This window comes from Acidovorax sp. WCS2018Noco2-16, assembly GCF_031843945.1.
In the GTDB taxonomy this organism is placed as follows: Bacteria; Pseudomonadota; Gammaproteobacteria; order Burkholderiales; family Burkholderiaceae_C; genus Paracidovorax.
The window spans coordinates 805,991-825,838 of record NZ_JAVTJJ010000001.1 but is presented as its reverse complement, the minus strand read 5'-3'; the positions used below and the strand labels follow the sequence as shown (position 1 = coordinate 825,838).

Here is a 19,848-nt window from a genome sequence, read left to right as displayed (position 1 = left end):
AAAACGACCCTTCGGACCCAAGGTCCTGGAGTCGCCCCACGATGAAACTGGTGGCCGGTAGGTGCAAGGACGATGCACCGTTTGGCGATTGACTGCAGTGTAGCATTGAATGAGAATGGTTATCAATCAGTGAAATAACTTTTTTCAATTGTTCTTTTGCCGCTACTGGGGGCTCCGACTTGGGGCTTGCTGACAGCAGAGCACTGGACGGATGAACGCCTGGGTCCCGCATATGAGCACCACACCTTTCGAGCACTTGCTCCATGAGCATCGCGCCTTGCTGGCGCATTACGGCCGCGCGCAATTGCGTTGCACTCACTTGCTGACCATGCAGGCACGGGAGATCGAGCGGCTGCAGGCCGAGGCCATGCAACTGCGCGCCAGGGCGATCATTCGTGAAACCGAACTGGCATTTGCCCGCGAAGACATCGAAGCGCTGGCCGCAAGCTTGCCGGGCCTGCCCCGGCGCAAGGCACTGGCCAAGCAGGTGGAAGGCCTGGCGATGCGGATGCAGGTGCTCGCCCGGGAGGTGCTGCATTGGCAGTGGCGCGCAGCGCGTGGGGTGGTTGCGACGGCCGGCCCGTCGGCTGCTGCCGCCGCGGTTGCCACAGCTGATCAGCCACCGCGTTCGGTGCTGTGCATTGCGCGCGGCGACGCTGGCGGCTGGATCACCCAGCGCATGGTGGATGGGCTCGATGGCCTGGTGCCGGATGCGCCCGCGCCCGTGCACGCCGCGGCGGCTGCCAACGCCCTGGAGCTGGAGTTCGACGACCCCGAGGCGCTGGAGGCCAGCCTGGTCGCCGCAGACCTGGTGATCTGCCAGACCGGTTGCCTGGGCCACAACGATTACTGGCGCGTGCAGGACCATTGCAAGCGCACCGGCAAGGCCTGCGTGATGGTGGATCAGCCGCAGGTCATCCACCTCATGCGGGGGCTTCGCCTGGGCGATACCCTGGCTGCACCTGCGCAGAGCAGCACCATGGTGACTTCATGATGCTATTAAAATAATAGCTACTAGCGCTTATGGATAGAGCGCTAGAGGCCAAAAAGACCTTAAGTTTCAAGGCGGCCGTGCATTCGCTGTCTGTGCCGACCTGCTCACGCCATGGTCATCAGGCTGGCATTGCCGCCCGCCGCCGCCGTGTTCACGCTGACTGCACGTTCGATCACCAGCCGGGTCAGCGGCACGTCGACGTCTCCTGGCTGCATGCCCGTCACACCGACGATGGGCCCAGGGCGTTGCGCCACCGCCTGGCACACGTTGCGCAGGGCCTCAGCGTCACCGTGGTGCAGCACCGCGTCAATTTCCATGCTGGCATCTTTCCAGTCATGCACCAGCGCTATGCGGGCCTGCACCGCGCCGGGCAGCGACGCATGCAGGGCCTGTGCTGGCTGGCGCGGCCAGACGGCGCTGCCGCCCACGGCCAGCACGGCGGCCAGTTGCGTCAGCCGGTCGGCATCGGTGCCGGCCAGGCACAGCGTGTGGGCGCGGGGCGCCAGCAGGTACTGGTTGCGCTCGCCGGTGGGGCCGGGCAGGGTGCAGGCCAAGCCGGCACACGACACGGCTGCCAGCGCCGAACACCGCTGCGCCAGCGCGCCATCGCCTGCCGTGCGCGCCCATGCGGCCAGCGCCTGTAACGGGGCCTGCAGGCTGGCCTGCAGCGTGGTGTCGGGCTCTGCAGCCGCGGTGCTGCGGATGGCGTGCAGTGCCGATGCAGCCGGGTGCGACGACAGCAACCGCAGCAGGTAAAGCGGCCCGCCGGCCTTGGGGCCCGTGCCCGACAGGCCTTCGCCGCCAAAGGGCTGCACGCCCACCACGGCGCCCACCATGTTGCGGTTCACATAGACATTGCCGGCATGTGCGCGGCGTACCACGTGTTCCACCGTTTCGTCGATGCGGGTGTGCAGGCCCTGCGTGAGGCCGTAGCCGGTGGCGTTGATCTGGTCCAGCAGCGTGTCTAGCCCCGCGCGCTCGTAGCGCACCACATGCAGCACGGGGCCGAAGACCTCGCGCCGCAGCTCGGCAATGCTATTCAGTTCGATCAGCGTGGGCGGAACGAAGGTGCCCTGGGCCAACACCTCGGCCGCAACCTGGGGCTGGAACACGCTGCGGCCCTGAGCCCGCAGCGCGTCGATGTGCTGCTGGATACCGGCCAGCGCCTCGCTGTCGATCACCGGTCCTACGTCGGTCGCCAGCCGGCCGGGGTTGCCCACTTTCAGTTCGGCCATGGCGCCGCGCAGCATTTCCAGCACGCGGTCGGCCGCGTCGGCTTGCACGCACAGCACGCGCAGGGCCGAGCAACGCTGGCCGGCGCTGTCAAAGGCCGAGGCGACCACATCGCTCACCACCTGTTCCACCAGCGCGGACGAGTCCACGATCATCGCGTTCTGCCCACCGGTCTCGGCGATCAGCGGAATCGGCCGGCCCTGTGCGTCCAGCCTGCCCGCCACACCGCGCTGCAGCAGGCGCGCGACCTCGGTCGAGCCGGTGAACATCACGCCCATCACGCGTTCATCGGCCACCAGCCGTGCGCCGACGGTGTCGCCTGCGCCGGGCAGCAATTGCACGGCGCCGACGGGCACGCCTGCACGGTGCAGGGCTTGCACGGCGACGGCGGCGACCAGCGGGGTTTGCTCGGCCGGCTTGGCCAGCACCGTGTTGCCGGCGGCCAGCGCAGCGGCGACCTGGCCCATGAAAATGGCGAGCGGAAAGTTCCACGGGCTGATGCACACCACCGGACCCAGCGGGCGGTGCGTGGCATTGCCGAAGTGCTCGGCCGTCTGCGCCGCGTAGTAGCGCAAAAAGTCCACCGCCTCGCGCACCTCTGCCACGCCGTTGGCGCAGGTCTTGCCGGCTTCGCGCATCAATAGGCCCAGCAGATCGGGCATGCCAGCCTCCAGCAGGTCGGCCGTGCGCAGCAGCAGGGCCGCGCGCTCGGCCGGCGGCGTGGCGGCCCAGGCGGGTAGCGCGGCCTGGGCGGCGGCGATGGCGGTGTCGACGTCGGCGAGCGAGGCGTCTTGCACATGGCCGACGGTGTCGGCCAGGTCCGCCGGGTTGCGCAGGGCCATGGGGCCAGCTGCGCCGGGCTGCACGGCGCCCTCGATGAGCGGGCCGGCCTGCCAGGTGCGCATGGCGCTGGTCGCCAGCACCGTGTTCAGTGCGCTCAGGGTTTCTTCGTTCGACAGGTCGATGCCGGCCGAGTTGATGCGGACACTGCCGTACAGCGCTGGCGGCAGCGGAATGCGCGGGTGGTGCAGGGCGGGGCGGCCCTCGCTGGCCGTGTCGGCATCCACCGTGCCGACCGGGTCGCCCACCAGCGTGGCCAAAGGCAGTGTGGAATCGGCCACGCGGTTCACGAAGGAGGTGTTGGCGCCGTTTTCCAACAGGCGGCGCACCAGGTAGGCCAGCAGTGTTTCATGCGTGCCAACCGGTGCGTAGATGCGGCACGGCCGGCCCAGTCCGGCGCTGCCCACCACCTGCTCGTACAGCGGCTCGCCCATGCCGTGCAGGCACTGGAACTCATACTGCCCCGGCTGGTACGCCTCAGGCCCGGCCAGTTGGTAGATGGTGGCCAGCGTCTGCGCGTTGTGCGTGGCGAACTGCGGGTACACCGCTTCGGGCGCGGCCAGCAGCTTGCGGGCGCAGGCGATGTACGACACATCGGTGTGGGCCTTGCGGGTGTAGACCGGGTAGTCGGCCAGGCCGTCGACTTGTGCGCGCTTGATCTCGCTGTCCCAGTACGCGCCCTTGACCAATCGAATCATCAGCCGGTGGCCGCTGCGGCGCGCCAGATCGATCACGTAATCGATCACCAGTGGGCAGCGCTTTTGGTAGGCCTGAATGACGAAGCCGATGCCGTTCCAGCCGGCCAGCTGGGGCGCGTGGCACAGCCGCTCCAGCAGGTCCAGCGACAGCTCCAGCCGGTCGGCCTCTTCGGCGTCGATGTTCAGGCCGATGTCGTAGCCGTGCGCCAGTTGGGCCAGTTGCAGCACGACGGGGTAGAGCTCGTCCATCACGCGGGCGTGCTGGGCGCGGCTGTAGCGCGGGTGCAATGCCGAGAGCTTGATCGAGATGCCCGGGCCTTCGTACACGCCGCGCCCGTTGGCTGCCTGGCCAATGGCATGGATGGCGTCCACATACGAGCGCAAGTAGCGGGCCGCGTCATCGGCCGTCAGCGCCGCCTCGCCCAGCATGTCGTACGAATAGCGAAAGCCCTGCGTCTCCAGCGGCTGCGCGTGGACCAGCGCCTTGGCGATGGTTTCGCCGGTGACGAACTGCTCGCCCATCATGCGCATGGCCATGTCCACGCCCTTGCGGATCAGCGGCTCGCCGCCCTTGGCCGTCAGGCGCCGCAGCGACGCGGTCAGGCCCGTTTCGCTGTGCGTGGCCACCAGCTTGCCGGTCAGCAGCAGGCCCCACGTGGCGGCGTTGACGAAGAGCGAGGGGCTCTTGCCCAGGTGCGGCTCCCAGTCGCCGTGGCTGATCTTGTCGCGGATCAGCGCATCGCGCGTGGCGGCGTCTGGGATGCGCAGCAACGCTTCGGCCAGGCACATCAGCGCTACGCCTTCCTGCGACGAGAGGGCGAATTCCTGCAGCAGGCCCTGCACGATGCCGGCACGCCCGCCGGCGCTCTTGCGCTCGCGCAGTCCGCCGGCCAGGCGCAGTGCCAGCGCCTGTACGTCAGCCGACACGCTCTGCGGCAGGCGCGCCAGGTCCAGCAGCGGCGCCAGCGCTTCGGGTTCCGGCAGCCGGTAGGCGGCGGTGATGGACCGGCGCAGGGGCTGGTCGGCAGAACGAGGAGCGAAGGCTTCGGGGGCTGTGGACATGGCGGTACAGGAGTGAAGTCAGCCCGGCGCACGCAAGGGCCGGGAATGGCGCCATCATCTGATTTGTGTTGCCGAATAATTCGCTGAAAATAAAAGGTCCGAACGAACAATTCACTAACACCATCTGCCATGCAAGACGATCTGGACCGCATCGACCGCAAGATCCTGAAGATTCTTCAAGAAGACGGGCGCATTGCCAACCTGAAGCTGGCCGAGGCCGTTGCGCTGTCGCCCACGGCCGTGCTGGCGCGCGTGCAGCGCCTGACGAAGGGCGGCTTTATCCTGGGCTACGAGGCGCGGCTCGACCCGCTCAAGCTTGGCGCCGGCATGCTCGTTTTTGTCGAGGTGCTGCTGGACCGCACCACGCCCAACGTGTTCGACCAGTTCAAGGCGGCCGTGCAGGTGCACCCTGAGATCATGGAATGCCACATGGTGGCCGGCGGCTTCGACTACCTGCTGAAGACACGCAGCGCCGACATGGCCGCCTACCGCGCCTTTGCCGGCAACGTGCTGTGGCAATTGCCCGGCGTGCGGGAAACGCGCACCTACGCAGTGATGGAAGAAGTCAAGCATTCGAGCCATCTGCCGATCACGTGATGGCAATGGCGAATCCACTGACGCAAAAAGAGCGTGATCGCCCCGTGGCGCGGCGGGCTTACTCCGCAATAATCGCCCATCCAATCTGAGGAACACAACCATGCGATCCATTCGCTTTGCCGCCGCCGCGTTGCTGGCGGGTCTTTGCAGCCAGGGCGCCTTCGCGGCCTGCTACGTGGTGTATTCGGCCGACAAGCAGGTGATCTACCGCTCGCAAGTGCCGCCGGTCGATTTGTCGCGCCAGCTGCACGAAACGTTGCCCCGCGTGGCGCCGGGCAGCACCATGGTGTTCACCCTCGACGAATACGGCTGCGAGATCGAGATCAACCGCTTGCCGGGCGGCAGCGGCTACAACGCCGTAGGTTACGTGCCACGCCCGGCGCGCGCAGACCGGGGTTGATGCTGCGCTCGGGCCGCCCTGCGGCCTGAGACAATGGCGGGTTATGAGCGCCCCCAAAGATACCGAAAAAACCCGCCGCGCCGAGGCCATCGCAGAAGCCTCCGCCGCCTCGCCAGAAACCGGCCCCGCGCCTTCCGAGCTGCCTGCGGGCTGGCTGGAAGTCACCTCCATGGACATGGACGCCCAGGGCGTCGCCCGCAAGCCTGACGGCAAGGTGGTCTTCATCGACGGCGCGCTGACCTCCGAGATTGTCAGCGCCAACACCCATCGCAAGAAGAACAACTGGGAACAGGCCAGCCTGACGGCCATCCACCGCGAATCGTCGCAGCGGGTGCGTCCAGGCTGCCCGCATTTCGGCCTGCATGCCGGTGCCTGTGGCGGCTGCAAGATGCAGCATCTGCATGTGGGCGCGCAGGTCGCTTCCAAACAGCGCGTGCTGGAAGACAATCTGTGGCACCTGGGCAAGGTCAAGGCCGAAACGGTGATGCGCCCCATCGAAGGCCCGGCCTGGAGCTACCGCTACCGGGCGCGGCTGGCGGTGCGCCACGTCATCAAGAAGGGCACGGTGCTGGTCGGCTTTCATGAGCGCAAAAGCCGCTACATCGCCGACATGGAGATCTGCCCAGTGCTGCCACCGCACGTCAGCGCCATGTTGATGCCGCTGCGCGGCTTGATCGCAGCGATGGACGCACGCGACACCTGCCCGCAGATCGAGCTGGCCTGCGGCGACGACGTGACCGCCATGGTGCTGCGGCATCTGGATCCGCTGTCGGACGCCGACCTGGCCCGGCTGCGCGCCTTTGCGGCCGAGCACGGCGTGCAGTGGTGGCTGCAATCCAAAGGGCCGGACACGGTCAAGCTGCTGGACGAAGACGGCCCGCAGCTGTCTTATGCGCTGCCCGACTTTGGCATCACTATGCCGTTCAAGCCCACCGACTTCACGCAGGTGAATCCGCATATCAACCGCGTGCTGGTGACCAAGGCGCTGCGCCTGCTGGATGCTGGCAAGAACGAGCGGGTGATCGACTGGTTCTGCGGCCTGGGCAACTTCACGCTACCCATCGCGACGCAGGCGCGCGAGGTGCTGGGCATTGAGGGAAGCGAGGCGCTGGTGGCTCGGTCGCGCGACAACTATCAGCTGAATCAGGCTGCAGCGCCCAAGGGACAAGCGCTGGCAGCTACTGATTTTGTAGCGCGCAACCTGTTCGAGATGACACCGGAGATGCTGGTGGCTGATGGCACCGCCGACAAGTGGCTGGTCGACCCACCACGCGAAGGCGCCTTCGCACTGGTCAAGGCACTGGCAGACATCCACCAGGCCCGCATCGGTGCCGAAGAAGCGGCGCCGCTGCCCGAAGCAGCGCAAGACTGGACGCCGCCGCAGCGAATCGTCTACGTGAGCTGCAACCCCGCCACGCTGGCGCGCGACGCCGGCATTCTGGTGCACCAGGGCGGCTACCGCTGTGTGGCGGCGGGCGTGGTCAATATGTTTCCGCATACCGCGCACGTCGAAAGCATGGCGGTTTTCGAGCGGGCTTGATCAGAGGGCGGGGCTGGCTCTAGCGCCATCCCTTGCCTCGGGGATCTGCAACTGCCAAAATTTCAGTGTTTTTGGCCTCTGGCGCTTGATGGGTAAGCGCTGATAGCTATAAAAAATATAGCGTTGGCCTTGGAAGCGCCAGGAGCTCAGCTGCGCGTACGTGCGCTGGATTCTCCCGAGCGGGTCGTGCCTTCGCCCTCTGCAGGCCGGCGCGCAGGCGTGGCGGGTTTTTCCTCGACCTTGCCCAGCACCGAGGGCGTGCCTTCGATCTTGTTCTCGCGCATGTACCCATCCATCTCCTTCCACCCGGCGAACACCTGGGCCTTGGTGGCCTTGGGGTTCAGGGTGAAGCAGTCTTCCAGCCCCCGCATGGCGTGCCGGCAGGCGCCGCCCACCGCCTTGGCTTCGGACTCCTTCGCGACGGTGCGCGGGTCCGGGCCGAGTCCGGGGATTTCGCACCCGGCCAGCAGCGGCAAGGCCAGCACGGCGGCCGTCCAGCAGCGGCGGGAAGGGGTATGCAGAGCGTGGAAAAGGTCAGTCATGTAGCTAGCTTATCGGCAGACTTGCGCGGGGGTTGAGGCCGAATGCACGGCATCCGGGCCCACCAGCAAAAAGAAAAGGCCTCCGAAGAGGCCTTTGCTCAAGGGCTGCGCCATGGCGCAGCACCCAGAGAGTGCTGCTTACTCGCGTTCGCCGCCGGCCAGGCCCAGCAGGGCCAGCAGGCTCTGGAACACGTTGAAGATGTCCAGGTAAAGAGCCAGCGTGGCGCTGATGTAGTTGGTTTCGCCGCCGTCCAGAATCTGCTTGAGGTCATACAGCATGTAGGCGCTGAAGATGCCGATCGCTGCGACCGAGATCGCCATCATGCCGGCCGACGAGCCCACGAACACGTTGATGACGGCGCCCACCATCAGCACCATGGCACCGACGAACAGCCACTTGCCCATGCCCGACAGGTCGCGCTTGATCACGCTGGCCAGGGTGGCCATCACGAAGAACACGCCCGCCGTGCCGGCGAAGGCCGTCATGATGAGTTCAGCGCCGTTGGAAAAGCCCAGCACCATGCCGATCAGCCGCGACAGCATCAGGCCCATGAAGAACGTGAAGGCCAGCAGCACCGGCACGCCAGCGGCCGAGCGCTTGGTTTTCTCGATGGCATACATGAAGGCGAATGCACCGCCCAGAAAAACGATCAAGCCCACGCCGCCACGCAGCGACTGCGTGATGCCGGTGGCCACGCCCACCCAGGCGCCCAGCACCGTGGGCAACATGCTCAGTGCCAGCAGCCAGTAGGTATTGCGCAGCACATTGTGGCGCTGCTCCTGCGAAATGCCGTAGCCCGCGGTGCCGAGATGGGTGACTTCGGTATTCATAATTTCGATCTCTCCTGATGACCCGCACGATGCAGGTTCGACAAATTCTAGGTGCGGCCCGGAGGGACCATTGCAATACCCGCGCTCGATCCCGTACTTTTGGGATGCAATCTTTTGCTCGCACTGCTCAGCTGCGGGGCGGGGTGGCCGCTATGCTTTGGTGCTTCGCTCACTCATCAACACCGTATCGCCATGAAGACCAAACCCGAACTCGAACTCGCCGACGTCAAGAAGATCGCTGCCGCAGCCGAAGCGGAGGCTGTGAAGAACAAGTGGGCGGTGACGATCTCCATCGTCGACGACGGCGGCCACCTGCTGTGGCTGCAGCGCCTTGACGGTGCAGCCGCGATCTCGTCGCTGATTGGCCCAGCCAAGGCCCGTACGGCAGCCCTGGGCCGCCGTGAGAGCAAGGTGTTCGAGGACATCATCAACGGCGGCCGCACGGCTTTCTTGACCGCCCCCGGCGTGGATGGCTTGCTGGAAGGCGGCGTGCCCATTCTGAAAGACGGCCAGTGCCTGGGCGCTGTGGGCGTGAGTGGCGTGAAGTCGACCGAAGACGCCCAGATCGCCCGCGCGGGTATCGCTGCGCTGGGTCTTTGATTGCCGGCATCCTCGATTTGCTATTGAATTTATAGCTGTTTGCGCTCTACTCATGGGTGCTGGAGGCCAAAATGAGCATTATTTTGGCGCTCCTGTGAGCTTGCAAAAGAAAACCGGCCAATTGGCCGGTTTTCTTTTGGAGAGATCGCACAGGGCCATCCCAAGTCATCGGGCAAAAAGCGCCTGGCTACGCGGACGTATCGCCCGTTGGCTGGGCAACACGACCCTTTGAATCCAGATGGTGTGCGGATTCTGGAGTCGCCCCACGATGAAACTCTGGAATGCCTGGGCTGACGTCCGATCACTTGGTCAGGATGAGCTTGCCCAGCTTGGTCGCCTGCAGGCGATAGACCGAACCGTTATGGCTGATGGAGACCGTCTTCTGGCCTTGCAGCAAGGCGCTGCTGTCCACCGAATGCGCCAAGCTGGCCTCCTGACGCGAGGCGGCGCACGCATCGCTCGTGCCTCGCACATCGAATGGCGTGCCGGCGAAAAAGGAAGAAGCAGAAGAAGCGGTCAGGGTGGCTTGCATGAGAAGTCCTCGTTGCGTTGCGATTGAGGTAATGATAACTATTCGCAATTGATAGTCAAGCGCTGACGCGATCAAAATCGTAAATAAGTACGACCTGGACAGAGGAGAAAAAAGCGTGGACGAAGGACGGGAGTAGCGGGCGCACGCACGCTTGAGTGGCGCTGCCTTTGCGCCAACAAAAACCCCAGCGCGGGGCTGGGGTTCGTGTGTTTTCTGACTGAAAGCCTGACGGCTACATCAAGGTTGCGGCTCGGTCACGAACCCAATCTTGCGCACACCGGCGCGCTGCGCAGCGGACATGGCCAGGGCGACCCGTTCGTAGCGCACTTCCTTGTCGCCCCGAATATGCAGGTCGGGCTGCGGATCCTTGGAGGCCTCGGCCTTCAGGCGCGGCTCCAACTCATCGTCGGTGATGGTGGTTTCGTTCCAGTGAAATTTTCCGTCTGCGGTGACGGACAGGCGGATCGTCTCTGGTTTGATCTCTTCACGCTGGTTGGAGGTGCGTGGCAGATCCACCGGCACGGCATGCTTCATGACCGGCACGGTGATGATGAAGATGATGAGCAGCACCAGCATGACGTCCACCAGGGGCGTCATGTTGATTTCGTTCATCACGTCATCGGCGTCGTCTTGCGTTCCGAAGGCCATGGCGCATCAACCCTTCTTGATCGGCAGCACCTTGGCCTGCTCGCCGGGAGCGCTGACGCGGGCGCCGGTGACGAAATAGGCATGCAGATCGTGCGCGAAGCTGTTGAGGTTGTTCAGGATCGACTTGTTGCCGCGCACCAGGGCGTTGTAGCCCAGCACGGCTGGAATGGCGACCGCCAGGCCCAGCGCCGTCATGATCAGCGCCTCGCCAATGGGGCCGGCCACCTTGTCGATGGTGGACTGGCCCGAAGTGCCGATGGCCACCAGCGCGTGGTAGATACCCCAGACGGTACCGAACAGGCCGATGAACGGAGCCGTCGAGCCGACCGAAGCCAGAATCGCCAACCCCGACTGGATGCGGGCCGTGAACTCATCGATGCAGTTGCGCAGGCTACGTGTCACCCAGTCGCTCACGTCCAGGCTGTCGTGCAGGTGTGCCTTGGTGTTGCGGTGATGGGCGGTGGATTCACGGCCCTCGAGCGCCAGGTGGCGGAAAGGGTTGTCTGCTGCGTTACCCAGCTTGGCCAAGCCCGAAGCGAAGTCTTCGCTGTGCCAGAAGTCGCGTGCCGCACGGGCATGCTTTTTCAGCCGGATGATGTCCAACGCCTTGATGAGGATCACGATCCACGAGATCAGTGACATGCCGAGCAGCAGCACCGCCACGAAGCGGGTGACAAAGTCGCCCTGAATCCAAACGTTGGCTATGCCGAATTGCGATTCCATGAAAACTCCTGATGATTATTCGAGAACAAAATTGACGGGGACCAGGTTCCACATGGTCTCGGGCACACCGTTGCGCTTGCCGGGCACGAAGCGCCAGCGCATTACGGCATCCTGGGCCTGGCGATCCAGCCGGTCAAAACCGCTGGACTTGTTGACCTCGACCTTTTGCGGCAAGCCATCGGTGCCGATCAGCACGCGCAGCACCACCTTGCCTTGCTCGCCCAGCCGTTTGCTGATGGCAGGGTAGGTTGGTTTGGGGTTGTTTAAGTAGGCCGCGTCGCTGGAGGGCAACTCGATCTTGGGTGGAGCCGGAGGCGCAGGAGGAGCTGGCGCAGGTGCCGGCGGTGCCACGGGTGCCTGAATGGGAGGTGCGGGAGGTTGTGGCTCGACCGTGCCCGTGGGCGCATTGGGTGCAGGCGTGGGGTCAGGAATGGCCACCGGCATGGGCGCAGGGCGCGGCGCAGGCGCGCGCGGGGCGGGCTTGGGCGGTGGTGGAGGCGCGGGTTTGGGCGGCGGCGGCACGGGCGGTGCGGGTGGCGCTGGTGGCGAAATGAATTCGCTCAGCACTTCAGCCGGGACGATCACCTCGGCAGCGCGCCGCAGCAAACCCGACTGCAAGGCCCATAGCCCCGCCACGTGCAGCAACACCACCGAACCGGCGATGACGGCATTGCGGCTCAAGCCCCCGGAGGAGCCGTATCGATCAAACTGGGACATAGAAATGAGTGCAGCCGGCGCATCGAACTCAGGCGCCGCCGGCCTGAAAGGCCAGGTTATTTACGGAGAATCCACCAGACCGAGCCGACCACGAGGATCAGGCTGCCAGCGAGTGTTGAGAGGAGTTCCATGCTTTGCTTTCCATAATGGATTTGGCAAGCTGGATCGTCTGCGGCATCGTTTCTTTGTGCAGCGCGGCCATGGGATGCGACACACTGCATTGCTCCACCACGGCGCGAGCGCAGTCTTCACAACGGCCGCATTGTGTGGCGACACCCAGTTCAAACTGGATTTCGTCAAAGCTCATGCCCGCATGCGCATGGCGTGCAATTTCGCGGTCCGAAACACGGTGGCAGACACAGACGATCATGGGCAGGCAGTGTTGGCTGGCTGTTGAAGATAGCGCCATTATAAATGCGAATTCATCGCATTTGCAATTTCTATCGGTTTGAGGGGGTAAGGCGAAGTAAAAAGTGGCTGTTTCATGCGGGGGTGGCGGACAACCGGCGAACGAAAAAAAACCGGCGCATGGCCGGTTTTTTGTGCAGCCGCGGACTACGCGGAGCGCCTTACTTGACGTGCTTGCCGATCAGGCCAGCCATCTCGAACATCGAGACCTGTGGCTTGCCGAACACTTCCTTGAGCTTTGCGTCGGCGTTGATCATGCGCTTGTTCGATGCGTCTTGCAGGTTGTTGGCCTTGATGTAGACCCACAGCTTGCTGATGACTTCCGTGCGCGGCAGAGGCGCGGAGCCAACCACGGCAGCCAGTGCGGGGCTGGGGGTCAGGGCCTTCATGAATGCGGCGTTGGGAGTGCGCTTCTTAGCGGGGGCTGCAGCCTTGGCCTCGGAGGCCGGCGCTTTTTTTGCAGTTGCCATGTTGGGTTTTCCTTGTTGGAAGTGAAATACGTGACCAGCGAAAACCTGCTTTCCCACTGGCCCGGTGATGCTAATAGGAAAAAAACGCGTTTCCAAGGGAGGAAAGTGTTTTTTTGCCTCTAGTTGTTGCGGTGAGGCAGGCCGGTTTGAGGGCCCTGAAAAGTCCATTTTTTCCGTCGATGGTTATTCCGGCTTGCGACGGCGTGCCAGCAGGATCACCAAAACGGCCAGCAAGATGACCCCGCAGGCAGCCCATTCGCCGGTGCTGACAGCTTCCCCAGCCACCGCACTGCCTAGCAGCAGCGCAATGAGCGGGTTGACGAACGCATAACTGGACGCCAGTGCAGCGCTGGCATGGGCCAGCAGATACAGGTAGGCACTGAAAGCCACCAGCGACCCCAGCACGACCAAGTAGAGCCACGCAGCGACAGCGACCGGTTGCGGTGGCCACACCGGTGTTTCACCCAATGCCCAGGACACGCCCAGCAGCACCGCGCCCCCGCACAGCATTTCGCTGGCGAAACCGCTGGCGCCGGCCGCCAGCGGAAAGCGTGTGGTAGACAGTACTGATCCTAGTGACCACGCCGCGGTGGCCGCAAGAATGCAGACCATGCTGACTGGTGAAGCCGTAAAGCTGTTGCCGCGCACCAGCAGCAGCACGCCTACAAGGCCCAGCAGCATGCCAGCGAACTCGCCACGCGAGGGTCGGCGCCCCCAGAGCAGCCCCCAGCCGCTGATCATCATGGGCACCACGGCAATGCAGGCGGCGATCAGTCCGGAGCCAATCTCCACGCTGGCTGTGGCCGTCAATCCCATGCCGGCGCCGAGCATCAGCGTGCCGACCAGCAGCGCGTGCGCCCACTGCCGCCGCGTGGGCAAGGCGTGCGCGGCGCTGGCGTCTTGGCGTCGCCTCCACAAAACCCAGCCCATCAACAGCGCGCCAGCCACCAGAAACCGCGTCCCCATCTGGAAGAAAGGCGGAAAGCTCACCAGCGCCAACCGTATCGCCAGATAAGTGGAGCCCCAGACCAAATAGCACGCGAGTAGCGCCATGGCTATGGGGGCTGAAATGGTCATGGCCGCTGCAAGGGCTGGACGGTGTTCGGCAGTGGGCGTGTTCATGGTCCAAATACTATGCACAAGCGCTTTCTCACACCATGCAGCTTTTAAGCTTGGGATGCTTATCTGCCGTTGAATTACGGGTTAAATGCACCAATGACAGAAACATTTGTTATGGATGCGCATGATGGCCGCATCTTGGCGGAGTTGCAGGCCGACGCCCGCATCACGATGGCAGAGCTGGGCCGCCGCGTTCACCTGAGCCAGCCGGCGGTGACCGAGCGGGTGCGCAAGATGGAGACGGCTGGAGTCATTCAGGGCTACGGCGCCCGGGTGGACCATGCGCGGCTGGGTTATGGCATTCGCGCGATGGTGCGGGTGGGCAGGGCGGAATACGCGCGCGTGGTTCAGCTGATCGAGAACACGCCGGAAGTGTTGAACGCCTTCAATGTCACGGGCGAAGACAGCTGGATTCTGGAGATCGCGGTGATCGACGTCAGCCATTTGGACGCCGTCGTCACCGGCTTTTGCCTGTTGGCGCAGACGTCGACCTGCATCGTGCTGAACGCGGCGCGTGAACATGCCCCGTTGCTGCCGGCCCGGCGCGACAGTATCAAGCCGCCCATCCGCAAGGTCACCGGCAAGTAGCCGTCATCAGTGTGCCGACAAGCGGGCGGCAGAACCCGCGCCGCGCGTGGGAAACGTCGCCAGCAACACGCTGGTGAGCGCAATGCAGAACGCCGCCAGCTGCATGGCAGACAGCCTTTCGCCCAGCACCAGCACACCCACCAGCGTGGCGCTGACTGGCAGCAGAACGGTGAAGATGCCACCCTGTGCAGCCGGCACCGCTTTGAGGCCAGTCATCCACAGCCAGACAGTCCACACGCAGGCGGCCAGGGCGTAGAAGACCAGCAATAGCCATGTACCGGCGCTGACGGAGGCGAAGTCGAAACGCCAGGCCGCGTATAGCCCGAATGGCGTGGCAATCACGAAACCCCAGAGGTTGATGAGTGAGGTGATGCGCTTGGGCCCGAGAGTGCCGGTCAATTTCTTTCCGATGACCGAATAGGCGGCCTCGCACAGGGATGCGGCCAGCAACAGCGCGTAGCCCAGCCAGACCAGATTTTGAGTGTTTTGGGCCGCTAGCGCTGATTCCACGGGCGCATGATGCTCTTGTTTTGATAGCGAGAAGAGCAAAATGCCCGCGACGGCCATGGCGACAGATAACCAGGTGCGTAGTGCCACACGCTCGCGTAGAAAAAACCAACTCATCACCGCTACCGCCGCAGGGATGGACGACATGATCACGCCCGCCGACGTAGCACTCGTCATGCTGACGCCATAGATCATGCATACCGTGAAAAGAAAGTTGCCCAGCAGCGACTGAAGGAACAACAACGCGACGATGCGTCGTGACAGTGGCGGTTCATCTGCCGGCTTTTTCAGCCAGTGCAACATGGCCGCGCCACCGATGCCGAAACGCATCCACGCCAGCAGAAAGACCGGGAAGGCCGCTGCCAGCGGCTTGGACAGTGCAACATAGCTGCCGACCAGCGACATGCTCAGGGCGAGACAGAGGTAGGCGATGGGGCGGCTGGGCGTGTTCACTAGACTTCGGCACAAATCATTGGAGTTCAGATCATGCCCCACCAATTACCATCACCCGCTGCAACTGCGCGGCACGTGTTCGTCTATGGAACCCTCCGGCGGGGTGGCAGCAACGACATCACACGGCTGCAACCGGCGCCGGTATGGGTCGGCGTGGCGCGCTTGCGCGGTGCGCTTTACGGATTAGGCCCTTATCCGGGCATGCGCTTGGACGGTCACGCCGAGCAGGATCCCCCGGTGATTGGCGAGGTGTACGTGGTTACCGCCGATCTGGAACGGCAGCTGGATGTCATCGAAGGCCTGCGACTGGATCTGCCGCCGCAGGATCTGGACGAATACGCCAAGCGCGATGTGACCGTGGAGGTCGCAGGCCAGTCTGTGGCGTGCTTCATGTATGAGGTTCATCCTCGGTTTGCAGATGCCAGTGCACGACTCTTGCACGGTGACTGGTTTCAGGTGGTGTCGGCATCGCCGAACAACGATGCGCAAGATGGGCAGCACCATGTGAAAACATGATTTCATAATTTGAAAATGCGGAATGCCGCGCCGCACAATTTTTTCTTGATATGAGAAGTGATTTATCGCATGGAGAAATTCATCTTAAATAACGTTGATTTAAAAGAATAAAAATTTACTCTTGTATAAGACATAAGAGCTTGCGTGGGTCTTATACAAGACTTAAAGTTGTTCCCAAGGGCAGCCCGCCCGAAGATTTTCGAAACCTTCCTTGGAGTGAACCATGCCGCAATCACTGAATGCCCAATTGAGCCGTGAACAACAAATCGCCGCCCTTGAACTGGACTGGGCGCAGAACCCCCGGTGGAAGAGTGTCAAGCGCAACTACTCTGCCGCCGACGTGGTGCGCCTGCGCGGCAGTCTCCAGCCCGAGTACACGTTGGCCCAGCGCGGCGCTGAAAAGCTGTGGGACAAGATCAACGGCGGAGCAAAGAAGGGCTACGTGAATGCGTTCGGCGCCATCTCGGCGGGCCAGGCTATGCAGCAGGCCAAGGCAGGGTTGGAAGCGGTGTACCTGTCGGGCTGGCAGGTCGCGGCGGACGGCAACACCTCCGAGACGATGTATCCCGATCAGTCGCTGTATGCATACGACTCTGTGCCTGCGATGGTTCGCCGCATCAACAACACCTTCAAGCGCGCTGATGAAATTCAGTGGGGCCGCGGTCTTAACCCTGGCGACCAGGAATTCATCGACTACTTCCTGCCCATCGTGGCGGATGCCGAAGCTGGCTTTGGCGGTGTGTTGAACGCTTTCGAGTTGATGAAGAACATGATCTCCGCCGGTGCTGCCGGTGTGCACTTCGAAGACCAATTGGCTGCAGTGAAGAAGTGCGGCCACATGGGCGGCAAGGTGCTGGTGCCTACGCATGAGGCGATCGAGAAACTGCAGGCTGCGCGCTTTGCCGCCGACACCATGGGCGTGCCCACCATCATCCTGGCCCGCACCGACGCGGAGGCAGCCAACCTGATCACCTCAGATCACGACGCCAACGACAAGCCTTTCCTGACAGGCGACCGTACGCCAGAGGGCTTCCACCGCGTGAAGAATGGCCTGGAGCAGGCCATCAGCCGTGGCGTTGCCTACGCGCCGTTTGCCGATCTTGTGTGGTGCGAAACCGGCACGCCCGATCTGGGCTTCGCCCGTGAATTCGCTCAGGCCGTGCACGCCAAGAGCCCTGGCAAGCTGCTGAGCTACAACTGCTCGCCCTCCTTCAACTGGAAGAAGAACCTGGACGACAAGACCATTGCCCGCTTCCAGGACGAGCTGTCCGCGCTGGGCTACAAGTACCAGTTCATCACGCTGGCTGGCATCCACATCAACTGGTACAACACCTTTCAGTTCGCCCACGCATATGCACGCGGCGAAGGCATGAAGCACTACGTGGAACAGGTGCAGCAACCCGAGTTCGAGGCGCGCGAGAAGGGTTACACGTTCGTGTCGCACCAGCAGGAAGTGGGCGCGGGCTACTTCGACGACGTGACCACCGTCATCCAGGGCGGCTCGTCCAGCGTGAAGGCGCTGACGGGCTCGACAGAAGAAGAGCAGTTCCACTGATCCTTGCAGCGCAGGTGCCTGAAAGCCTGTGTTCATGCTTAAAGCCCGGTTCGCGCCGGGCTTTTTGCGTCAGAGTCCTAGCGCTTTCTGCGTACTGTGGAGCGCGCCACCGAGCAGGTTAAAATCCTGAGCATCTCAACGCACAAGGGCGAGAAAGGCAATCTGGTTATGACACCGCGAACTACTTTGGAGAAATTCACCGGCCATTGATGGCTGGATGTTCGCGCCTGCACACCTGATTTGCTGCAACCCCCTCCAGAAAGCGCGGACACCGTTCCGCGCTTTTTGTTTTTGGGGTGCTGCGCGGACTCTGTACTTGATGAATTGACGAACAGGATTTTTGAATGATTCAGATCACGCTCCCCGACAACTCCCAGCGCGAATTCCCCGGGCCTGTCACGGTGTCCGACGTGGCCCGCTCTATCGGCCCTGGTCTGGCCAAGATCACCGTCGCGGGCAAGGTGGACGGACGCCTGGTGGATGCCAGCGACGTCATCGATCACAACGCCCGTTTGCAGATCATCACGCCGCGTGATCATGAAGGCGTGGAGATCATTCGCCACTCGTGCGCCCACTTGGTGGGGCATGCCGTCAAGCAGCTCTATCCCACGGCGCGCATGGTCATCGGCCCGGTGATCGAAGAGGGCTTTTATTACGACATCGCCTTCGAGCGGCCATTCACGCCTGACGACATGGCCGCCATCGAAAAGCGCATGAGGGAGTTGATCGCTCTGGACTACGACGTGGTCAAGAAAATGACGCCCCGTGCCGAGGTGATCGAGGTATTCAAGTCGCGTGGCGAAGAGTACAAGCTGCGCTTGATCGAAGACATGCCGGACGAGCAGGCCATGGGTCTGTATTACCACCAGGAATACGTTGACATGTGCCGTGGCCCGCACGTGCCCAATACGCGCTTCCTGAAAGCCTTCAAGCTCACTCGCGTTTCTGGAGCCTATTGGCGCGGCGATGCCAAAAACGAGCAACTGCAGCGCATCTACGGCACGGCCTGGGCCGACAAGAAAGATCTGGACGCCTACATTCAGCGCATCGAAGAAGCCGAAAAGCGTGACCACCGCAAGCTCGGCCGCGAACTCGATCTGTTCCATATCGACGAGTACTCTCCCGGCACGGTTTTCTGGCACCCCAAGGGTTGGACGGTTTGGCAGGGCGTGGAGCAGTACATGCGCCAGGTGTACCGCGACAATGGATACCAGGAAGTGAAGGGTCCGCAGATTCTGGACAAACACCTGTGGGAAAAGACCGGCCACTGGGACAAATACCGCGAGAACATGTTCACGACGGAGAGCGAGAAGCACGACTACGCGCTCAAGCCCATGAACTGCCCTGGTCACATCCTGATCTTCAACCAGGGTGTGAAAAGCTACCGCGACCTGCCGCTGCGATTTGGCGAATTTGGCCAATGCCATCGAAACGAGCCCACTGGCGGGCTGCACGGCATCATGCGCGTGCGCGCTTTCACACAGGACGACGGCCACATCTTCTGCACGGAAGAACAGATCCAGCAGGAGTGCATCAACTTCACATCGCTGCTGCAGAACGTCTACAAGGATTTCGGCTTCACCGACATCATCTACAAGGTCGCAACGCGGCCTGAAAAGCGCATCGGCTCGGAAGAAAGCTGGGACAAGGCTGAACACGCACTGATCGAAAGTCTGAAAGCTTCCGGTTGCGAGTATCAGATTGCCGTGGGTGACGGCGCTTTTTACGGCCCCAAGCTGGAATACACGTTGCGTGACGCCATTGGGCGTCACTGGCAGTGCGGAACGATTCAGGTGGACCCGTCCATGCCGGAGCGCCTGGGCGCCGAGTATGTAGGGGAAGATGGCGCTCGTCACACGCCGATCGTGCTGCACCGCGCAATCGTCGGAAGTCTGGAGCGATTCATCGGCATTTTGATCGAGCAGCACGCTGGCGCGCTGCCGACATGGTTGGCCCCGGTGCAGGTTGCGGTGCTCAACATCACCGGTGCGCAGGACGATTACTGTCGCGAAATTGCAGCAAAACTTCAAAAAGCATTGCCGAATCAAGGCCTTAGGGTGGTGACCGATCTGCGTAACGAAAAGATCACGTATAAAATACGAGAGCATTCGTTGCAAAAGCTGCCCTACATCCTCGTCGCTGGCGAGAAAGAAAAGGCAGCCGGCGCCGTAGCAGTGCGCGCCCGGGGTAACCGAGACCTCGGTGTGATGTCTGTCGAAGCGTTCGTAGCGCTCATCGCTCAGGACATCGCTTCTAAAGCCTGATTTGTTTTGAA

Annotated in this window: 20 protein-coding genes; 9 read left to right on the top strand and 11 right to left on the bottom strand. The window is 62.9% G+C overall.

What is annotated here, in order from left to right:
- Positions 1-232 precede the first annotated feature (232 nt).
- The gene (locus RQI28_RS03750) at positions 233-994 is read left to right on the top strand and encodes a DUF2325 domain-containing protein (RefSeq protein WP_311221228.1); all 762 of its coding nucleotides are present in this window, start codon (positions 233-235) and stop codon (positions 992-994) included.
- Positions 995-1,098: 104 nt separating this feature from the next.
- Here the strand turns inward: RQI28_RS03750 and putA are convergent, their stop codons facing one another.
- Positions 1,099-4,827: a trifunctional transcriptional regulator/proline dehydrogenase/L-glutamate gamma-semialdehyde dehydrogenase gene (putA, locus tag RQI28_RS03745; RefSeq protein ID WP_311221227.1), complete on the bottom strand. Its 3,729-nt coding sequence runs from the start codon at positions 4,825-4,827 to the stop codon at positions 1,099-1,101.
- A gap of 129 nt (positions 4,828-4,956) precedes the next feature.
- On the opposite strand from putA, the gene RQI28_RS03740 reads away from it, so the two are divergent.
- The 3 genes from RQI28_RS03740 to rlmD all read left to right on the top strand — a co-directional run bounded on the left by RQI28_RS03740 (position 4,957) and on the right by rlmD (position 7,364).
- Positions 4,957-5,424 (top strand): Lrp/AsnC ligand binding domain-containing protein, encoded by a 468-nt coding sequence (locus RQI28_RS03740; protein WP_311221226.1) that lies wholly within the window; start codon positions 4,957-4,959, stop codon positions 5,422-5,424.
- 100 nt (positions 5,425-5,524) lie between these two features.
- Positions 5,525-5,824 carry a hypothetical protein gene (locus RQI28_RS03735; RefSeq protein ID WP_311221225.1) on the top strand — a complete coding sequence of 100 codons (300 nt, stop codon included), beginning with the start codon at positions 5,525-5,527 and terminating at the stop codon, positions 5,822-5,824.
- 43 nt (positions 5,825-5,867) lie between these two features.
- Entirely contained in the window at positions 5,868-7,364 is a 1,497-nt protein-coding gene (gene rlmD, locus RQI28_RS03730; protein ID WP_311221224.1) for a 23S rRNA (uracil(1939)-C(5))-methyltransferase RlmD, read from the top strand.
- Positions 7,365-7,510: 146 nt separating this feature from the next.
- Here rlmD and RQI28_RS03725 read toward each other — a convergent pair whose 3' ends face one another.
- Both RQI28_RS03725 and RQI28_RS03720 read right to left on the bottom strand, forming a co-directional pair.
- Entirely contained in the window at positions 7,511-7,906 is a 396-nt protein-coding gene (locus RQI28_RS03725) for a hypothetical protein (protein WP_311221223.1), read from the bottom strand.
- 138 nt (positions 7,907-8,044) lie between these two features.
- Positions 8,045-8,737: a Bax inhibitor-1/YccA family protein gene (locus RQI28_RS03720; RefSeq protein ID WP_311221222.1), complete on the bottom strand. Its 693-nt coding sequence runs from the start codon at positions 8,735-8,737 to the stop codon at positions 8,045-8,047.
- A gap of 192 nt (positions 8,738-8,929) precedes the next feature.
- Between RQI28_RS03720 and RQI28_RS03715 the strand changes: the two genes are divergently transcribed.
- Complete coding sequence (locus RQI28_RS03715) at positions 8,930-9,337, top strand: heme-binding protein (protein ID WP_311221221.1); 408 nt, start codon at positions 8,930-8,932, stop codon at positions 9,335-9,337.
- A 301-nt stretch (positions 9,338-9,638) separates the two neighbouring features.
- Here the strand turns inward: RQI28_RS03715 and hemP are convergent, their stop codons facing one another.
- The 7 genes from hemP to RQI28_RS03680 all read right to left on the bottom strand — a co-directional run bounded on the left by hemP (position 9,639) and on the right by RQI28_RS03680 (position 13,957).
- Entirely contained in the window at positions 9,639-9,869 is a 231-nt protein-coding gene (hemP, locus tag RQI28_RS03710; RefSeq protein ID WP_311221220.1) for a hemin uptake protein HemP, read from the bottom strand.
- A gap of 237 nt (positions 9,870-10,106) precedes the next feature.
- Complete coding sequence (locus RQI28_RS03705) at positions 10,107-10,517, bottom strand: biopolymer transporter ExbD (protein WP_311221219.1); 411 nt, start codon at positions 10,515-10,517, stop codon at positions 10,107-10,109.
- Between the two features lie 6 nt (positions 10,518-10,523).
- On the bottom strand, positions 10,524-11,240 hold the full coding sequence (locus RQI28_RS03700; RefSeq protein ID WP_311221218.1) for a MotA/TolQ/ExbB proton channel family protein: 717 nt from the start codon (positions 11,238-11,240) through the stop codon (positions 10,524-10,526).
- Positions 11,241-11,255: 15 nt separating this feature from the next.
- Positions 11,256-11,957 (bottom strand): energy transducer TonB, encoded by a 702-nt coding sequence (locus RQI28_RS03695; RefSeq protein WP_311221217.1) that lies wholly within the window; start codon positions 11,955-11,957, stop codon positions 11,256-11,258.
- Between the two features lie 97 nt (positions 11,958-12,054).
- Entirely contained in the window at positions 12,055-12,327 is a 273-nt protein-coding gene (locus RQI28_RS03690; protein WP_311221216.1) for a (2Fe-2S)-binding protein, read from the bottom strand.
- 199 nt (positions 12,328-12,526) lie between these two features.
- The gene (locus RQI28_RS03685; protein ID WP_311221215.1) at positions 12,527-12,835 is read right to left on the bottom strand and encodes an SWIB/MDM2 domain-containing protein; all 309 of its coding nucleotides are present in this window, start codon (positions 12,833-12,835) and stop codon (positions 12,527-12,529) included.
- Positions 12,836-13,018: 183 nt separating this feature from the next.
- Positions 13,019-13,957: an EamA family transporter gene (locus tag RQI28_RS03680; RefSeq protein WP_404976833.1), complete on the bottom strand. Its 939-nt coding sequence runs from the start codon at positions 13,955-13,957 to the stop codon at positions 13,019-13,021.
- A gap of 111 nt (positions 13,958-14,068) precedes the next feature.
- Here RQI28_RS03680 and RQI28_RS03675 point away from each other — a divergent pair, with 111 nt between their 5' ends.
- Positions 14,069-14,542, top strand: a complete 474-nt coding sequence (locus tag RQI28_RS03675) for an Lrp/AsnC family transcriptional regulator (RefSeq protein WP_311221214.1) — start codon at positions 14,069-14,071, stop codon at positions 14,540-14,542.
- A 6-nt stretch (positions 14,543-14,548) separates the two neighbouring features.
- Here the strand turns inward: RQI28_RS03675 and RQI28_RS03670 are convergent, their stop codons facing one another.
- A complete protein-coding gene (locus tag RQI28_RS03670) occupies positions 14,549-15,502 on the bottom strand; it encodes a DMT family transporter (RefSeq protein ID WP_311221566.1) in 954 nt (317 codons plus the stop codon).
- Between the two features lie 33 nt (positions 15,503-15,535).
- On the opposite strand from RQI28_RS03670, the gene RQI28_RS03665 reads away from it, so the two are divergent.
- The 3 genes from RQI28_RS03665 (at position 15,536) to thrS (ending at position 19,837) form a co-directional block, all read left to right on the top strand.
- Positions 15,536-16,018 (top strand): gamma-glutamylcyclotransferase family protein, encoded by a 483-nt coding sequence (locus tag RQI28_RS03665; RefSeq protein WP_311221213.1) that lies wholly within the window; start codon positions 15,536-15,538, stop codon positions 16,016-16,018.
- A gap of 223 nt (positions 16,019-16,241) precedes the next feature.
- Positions 16,242-17,573 (top strand): isocitrate lyase, encoded by a 1,332-nt coding sequence (aceA, locus tag RQI28_RS03660; protein WP_311221212.1) that lies wholly within the window; start codon positions 16,242-16,244, stop codon positions 17,571-17,573.
- A gap of 344 nt (positions 17,574-17,917) precedes the next feature.
- Positions 17,918-19,837 carry a threonine--tRNA ligase gene (thrS, locus tag RQI28_RS03655; RefSeq protein WP_311221211.1) on the top strand — a complete coding sequence of 640 codons (1,920 nt, stop codon included), beginning with the start codon at positions 17,918-17,920 and terminating at the stop codon, positions 19,835-19,837.
- The last annotated feature ends 11 nt before the right edge of the window (positions 19,838-19,848 follow it).

Excerpts from the sequence above, each read along its gene's own strand:
- RQI28_RS03750 (WP_311221228.1), top strand. The coding sequence starts at position 233 with ATGAGCACCACACCTTTCGAGCACTTGCTCCATGAGCATCGCGCCTTG.
- putA (WP_311221227.1), bottom strand. The coding sequence starts at position 4,827 with ATGTCCACAGCCCCCGAAGCCTTCGCTCCTCGTTCTGCCGACCAGCCC.
- RQI28_RS03740 (WP_311221226.1), top strand. The coding sequence starts at position 4,957 with ATGCAAGACGATCTGGACCGCATCGACCGCAAGATCCTGAAGATTCTT.
- RQI28_RS03735 (WP_311221225.1), top strand. The coding sequence starts at position 5,525 with ATGCGATCCATTCGCTTTGCCGCCGCCGCGTTGCTGGCGGGTCTTTGC.
- rlmD (WP_311221224.1), top strand. The coding sequence starts at position 5,868 with ATGAGCGCCCCCAAAGATACCGAAAAAACCCGCCGCGCCGAGGCCATC.
- RQI28_RS03725 (WP_311221223.1), bottom strand. The coding sequence starts at position 7,906 with ATGACTGACCTTTTCCACGCTCTGCATACCCCTTCCCGCCGCTGCTGG.
- RQI28_RS03720 (WP_311221222.1), bottom strand. The coding sequence starts at position 8,737 with ATGAATACCGAAGTCACCCATCTCGGCACCGCGGGCTACGGCATTTCG.
- RQI28_RS03715 (WP_311221221.1), top strand. The coding sequence starts at position 8,930 with ATGAAGACCAAACCCGAACTCGAACTCGCCGACGTCAAGAAGATCGCT.
- hemP (WP_311221220.1), bottom strand. The coding sequence starts at position 9,869 with ATGCAAGCCACCCTGACCGCTTCTTCTGCTTCTTCCTTTTTCGCCGGC.
- RQI28_RS03705 (WP_311221219.1), bottom strand. The coding sequence starts at position 10,517 with ATGGCCTTCGGAACGCAAGACGACGCCGATGACGTGATGAACGAAATC.
- RQI28_RS03700 (WP_311221218.1), bottom strand. The coding sequence starts at position 11,240 with ATGGAATCGCAATTCGGCATAGCCAACGTTTGGATTCAGGGCGACTTT.
- RQI28_RS03695 (WP_311221217.1), bottom strand. The coding sequence starts at position 11,957 with ATGTCCCAGTTTGATCGATACGGCTCCTCCGGGGGCTTGAGCCGCAAT.
- RQI28_RS03690 (WP_311221216.1), bottom strand. The coding sequence starts at position 12,327 with ATGATCGTCTGTGTCTGCCACCGTGTTTCGGACCGCGAAATTGCACGC.
- RQI28_RS03685 (WP_311221215.1), bottom strand. The coding sequence starts at position 12,835 with ATGGCAACTGCAAAAAAAGCGCCGGCCTCCGAGGCCAAGGCTGCAGCC.
- RQI28_RS03680 (WP_404976833.1), bottom strand. The coding sequence starts at position 13,957 with ATGAACACGCCCACTGCCGAACACCGTCCAGCCCTTGCAGCGGCCATG.
- RQI28_RS03675 (WP_311221214.1), top strand. The coding sequence starts at position 14,069 with ATGGATGCGCATGATGGCCGCATCTTGGCGGAGTTGCAGGCCGACGCC.
- RQI28_RS03665 (WP_311221213.1), top strand. The coding sequence starts at position 15,536 with ATGCCCCACCAATTACCATCACCCGCTGCAACTGCGCGGCACGTGTTC.
- aceA (WP_311221212.1), top strand. The coding sequence starts at position 16,242 with ATGCCGCAATCACTGAATGCCCAATTGAGCCGTGAACAACAAATCGCC.
- thrS (WP_311221211.1), top strand. The coding sequence starts at position 17,918 with ATGATTCAGATCACGCTCCCCGACAACTCCCAGCGCGAATTCCCCGGG.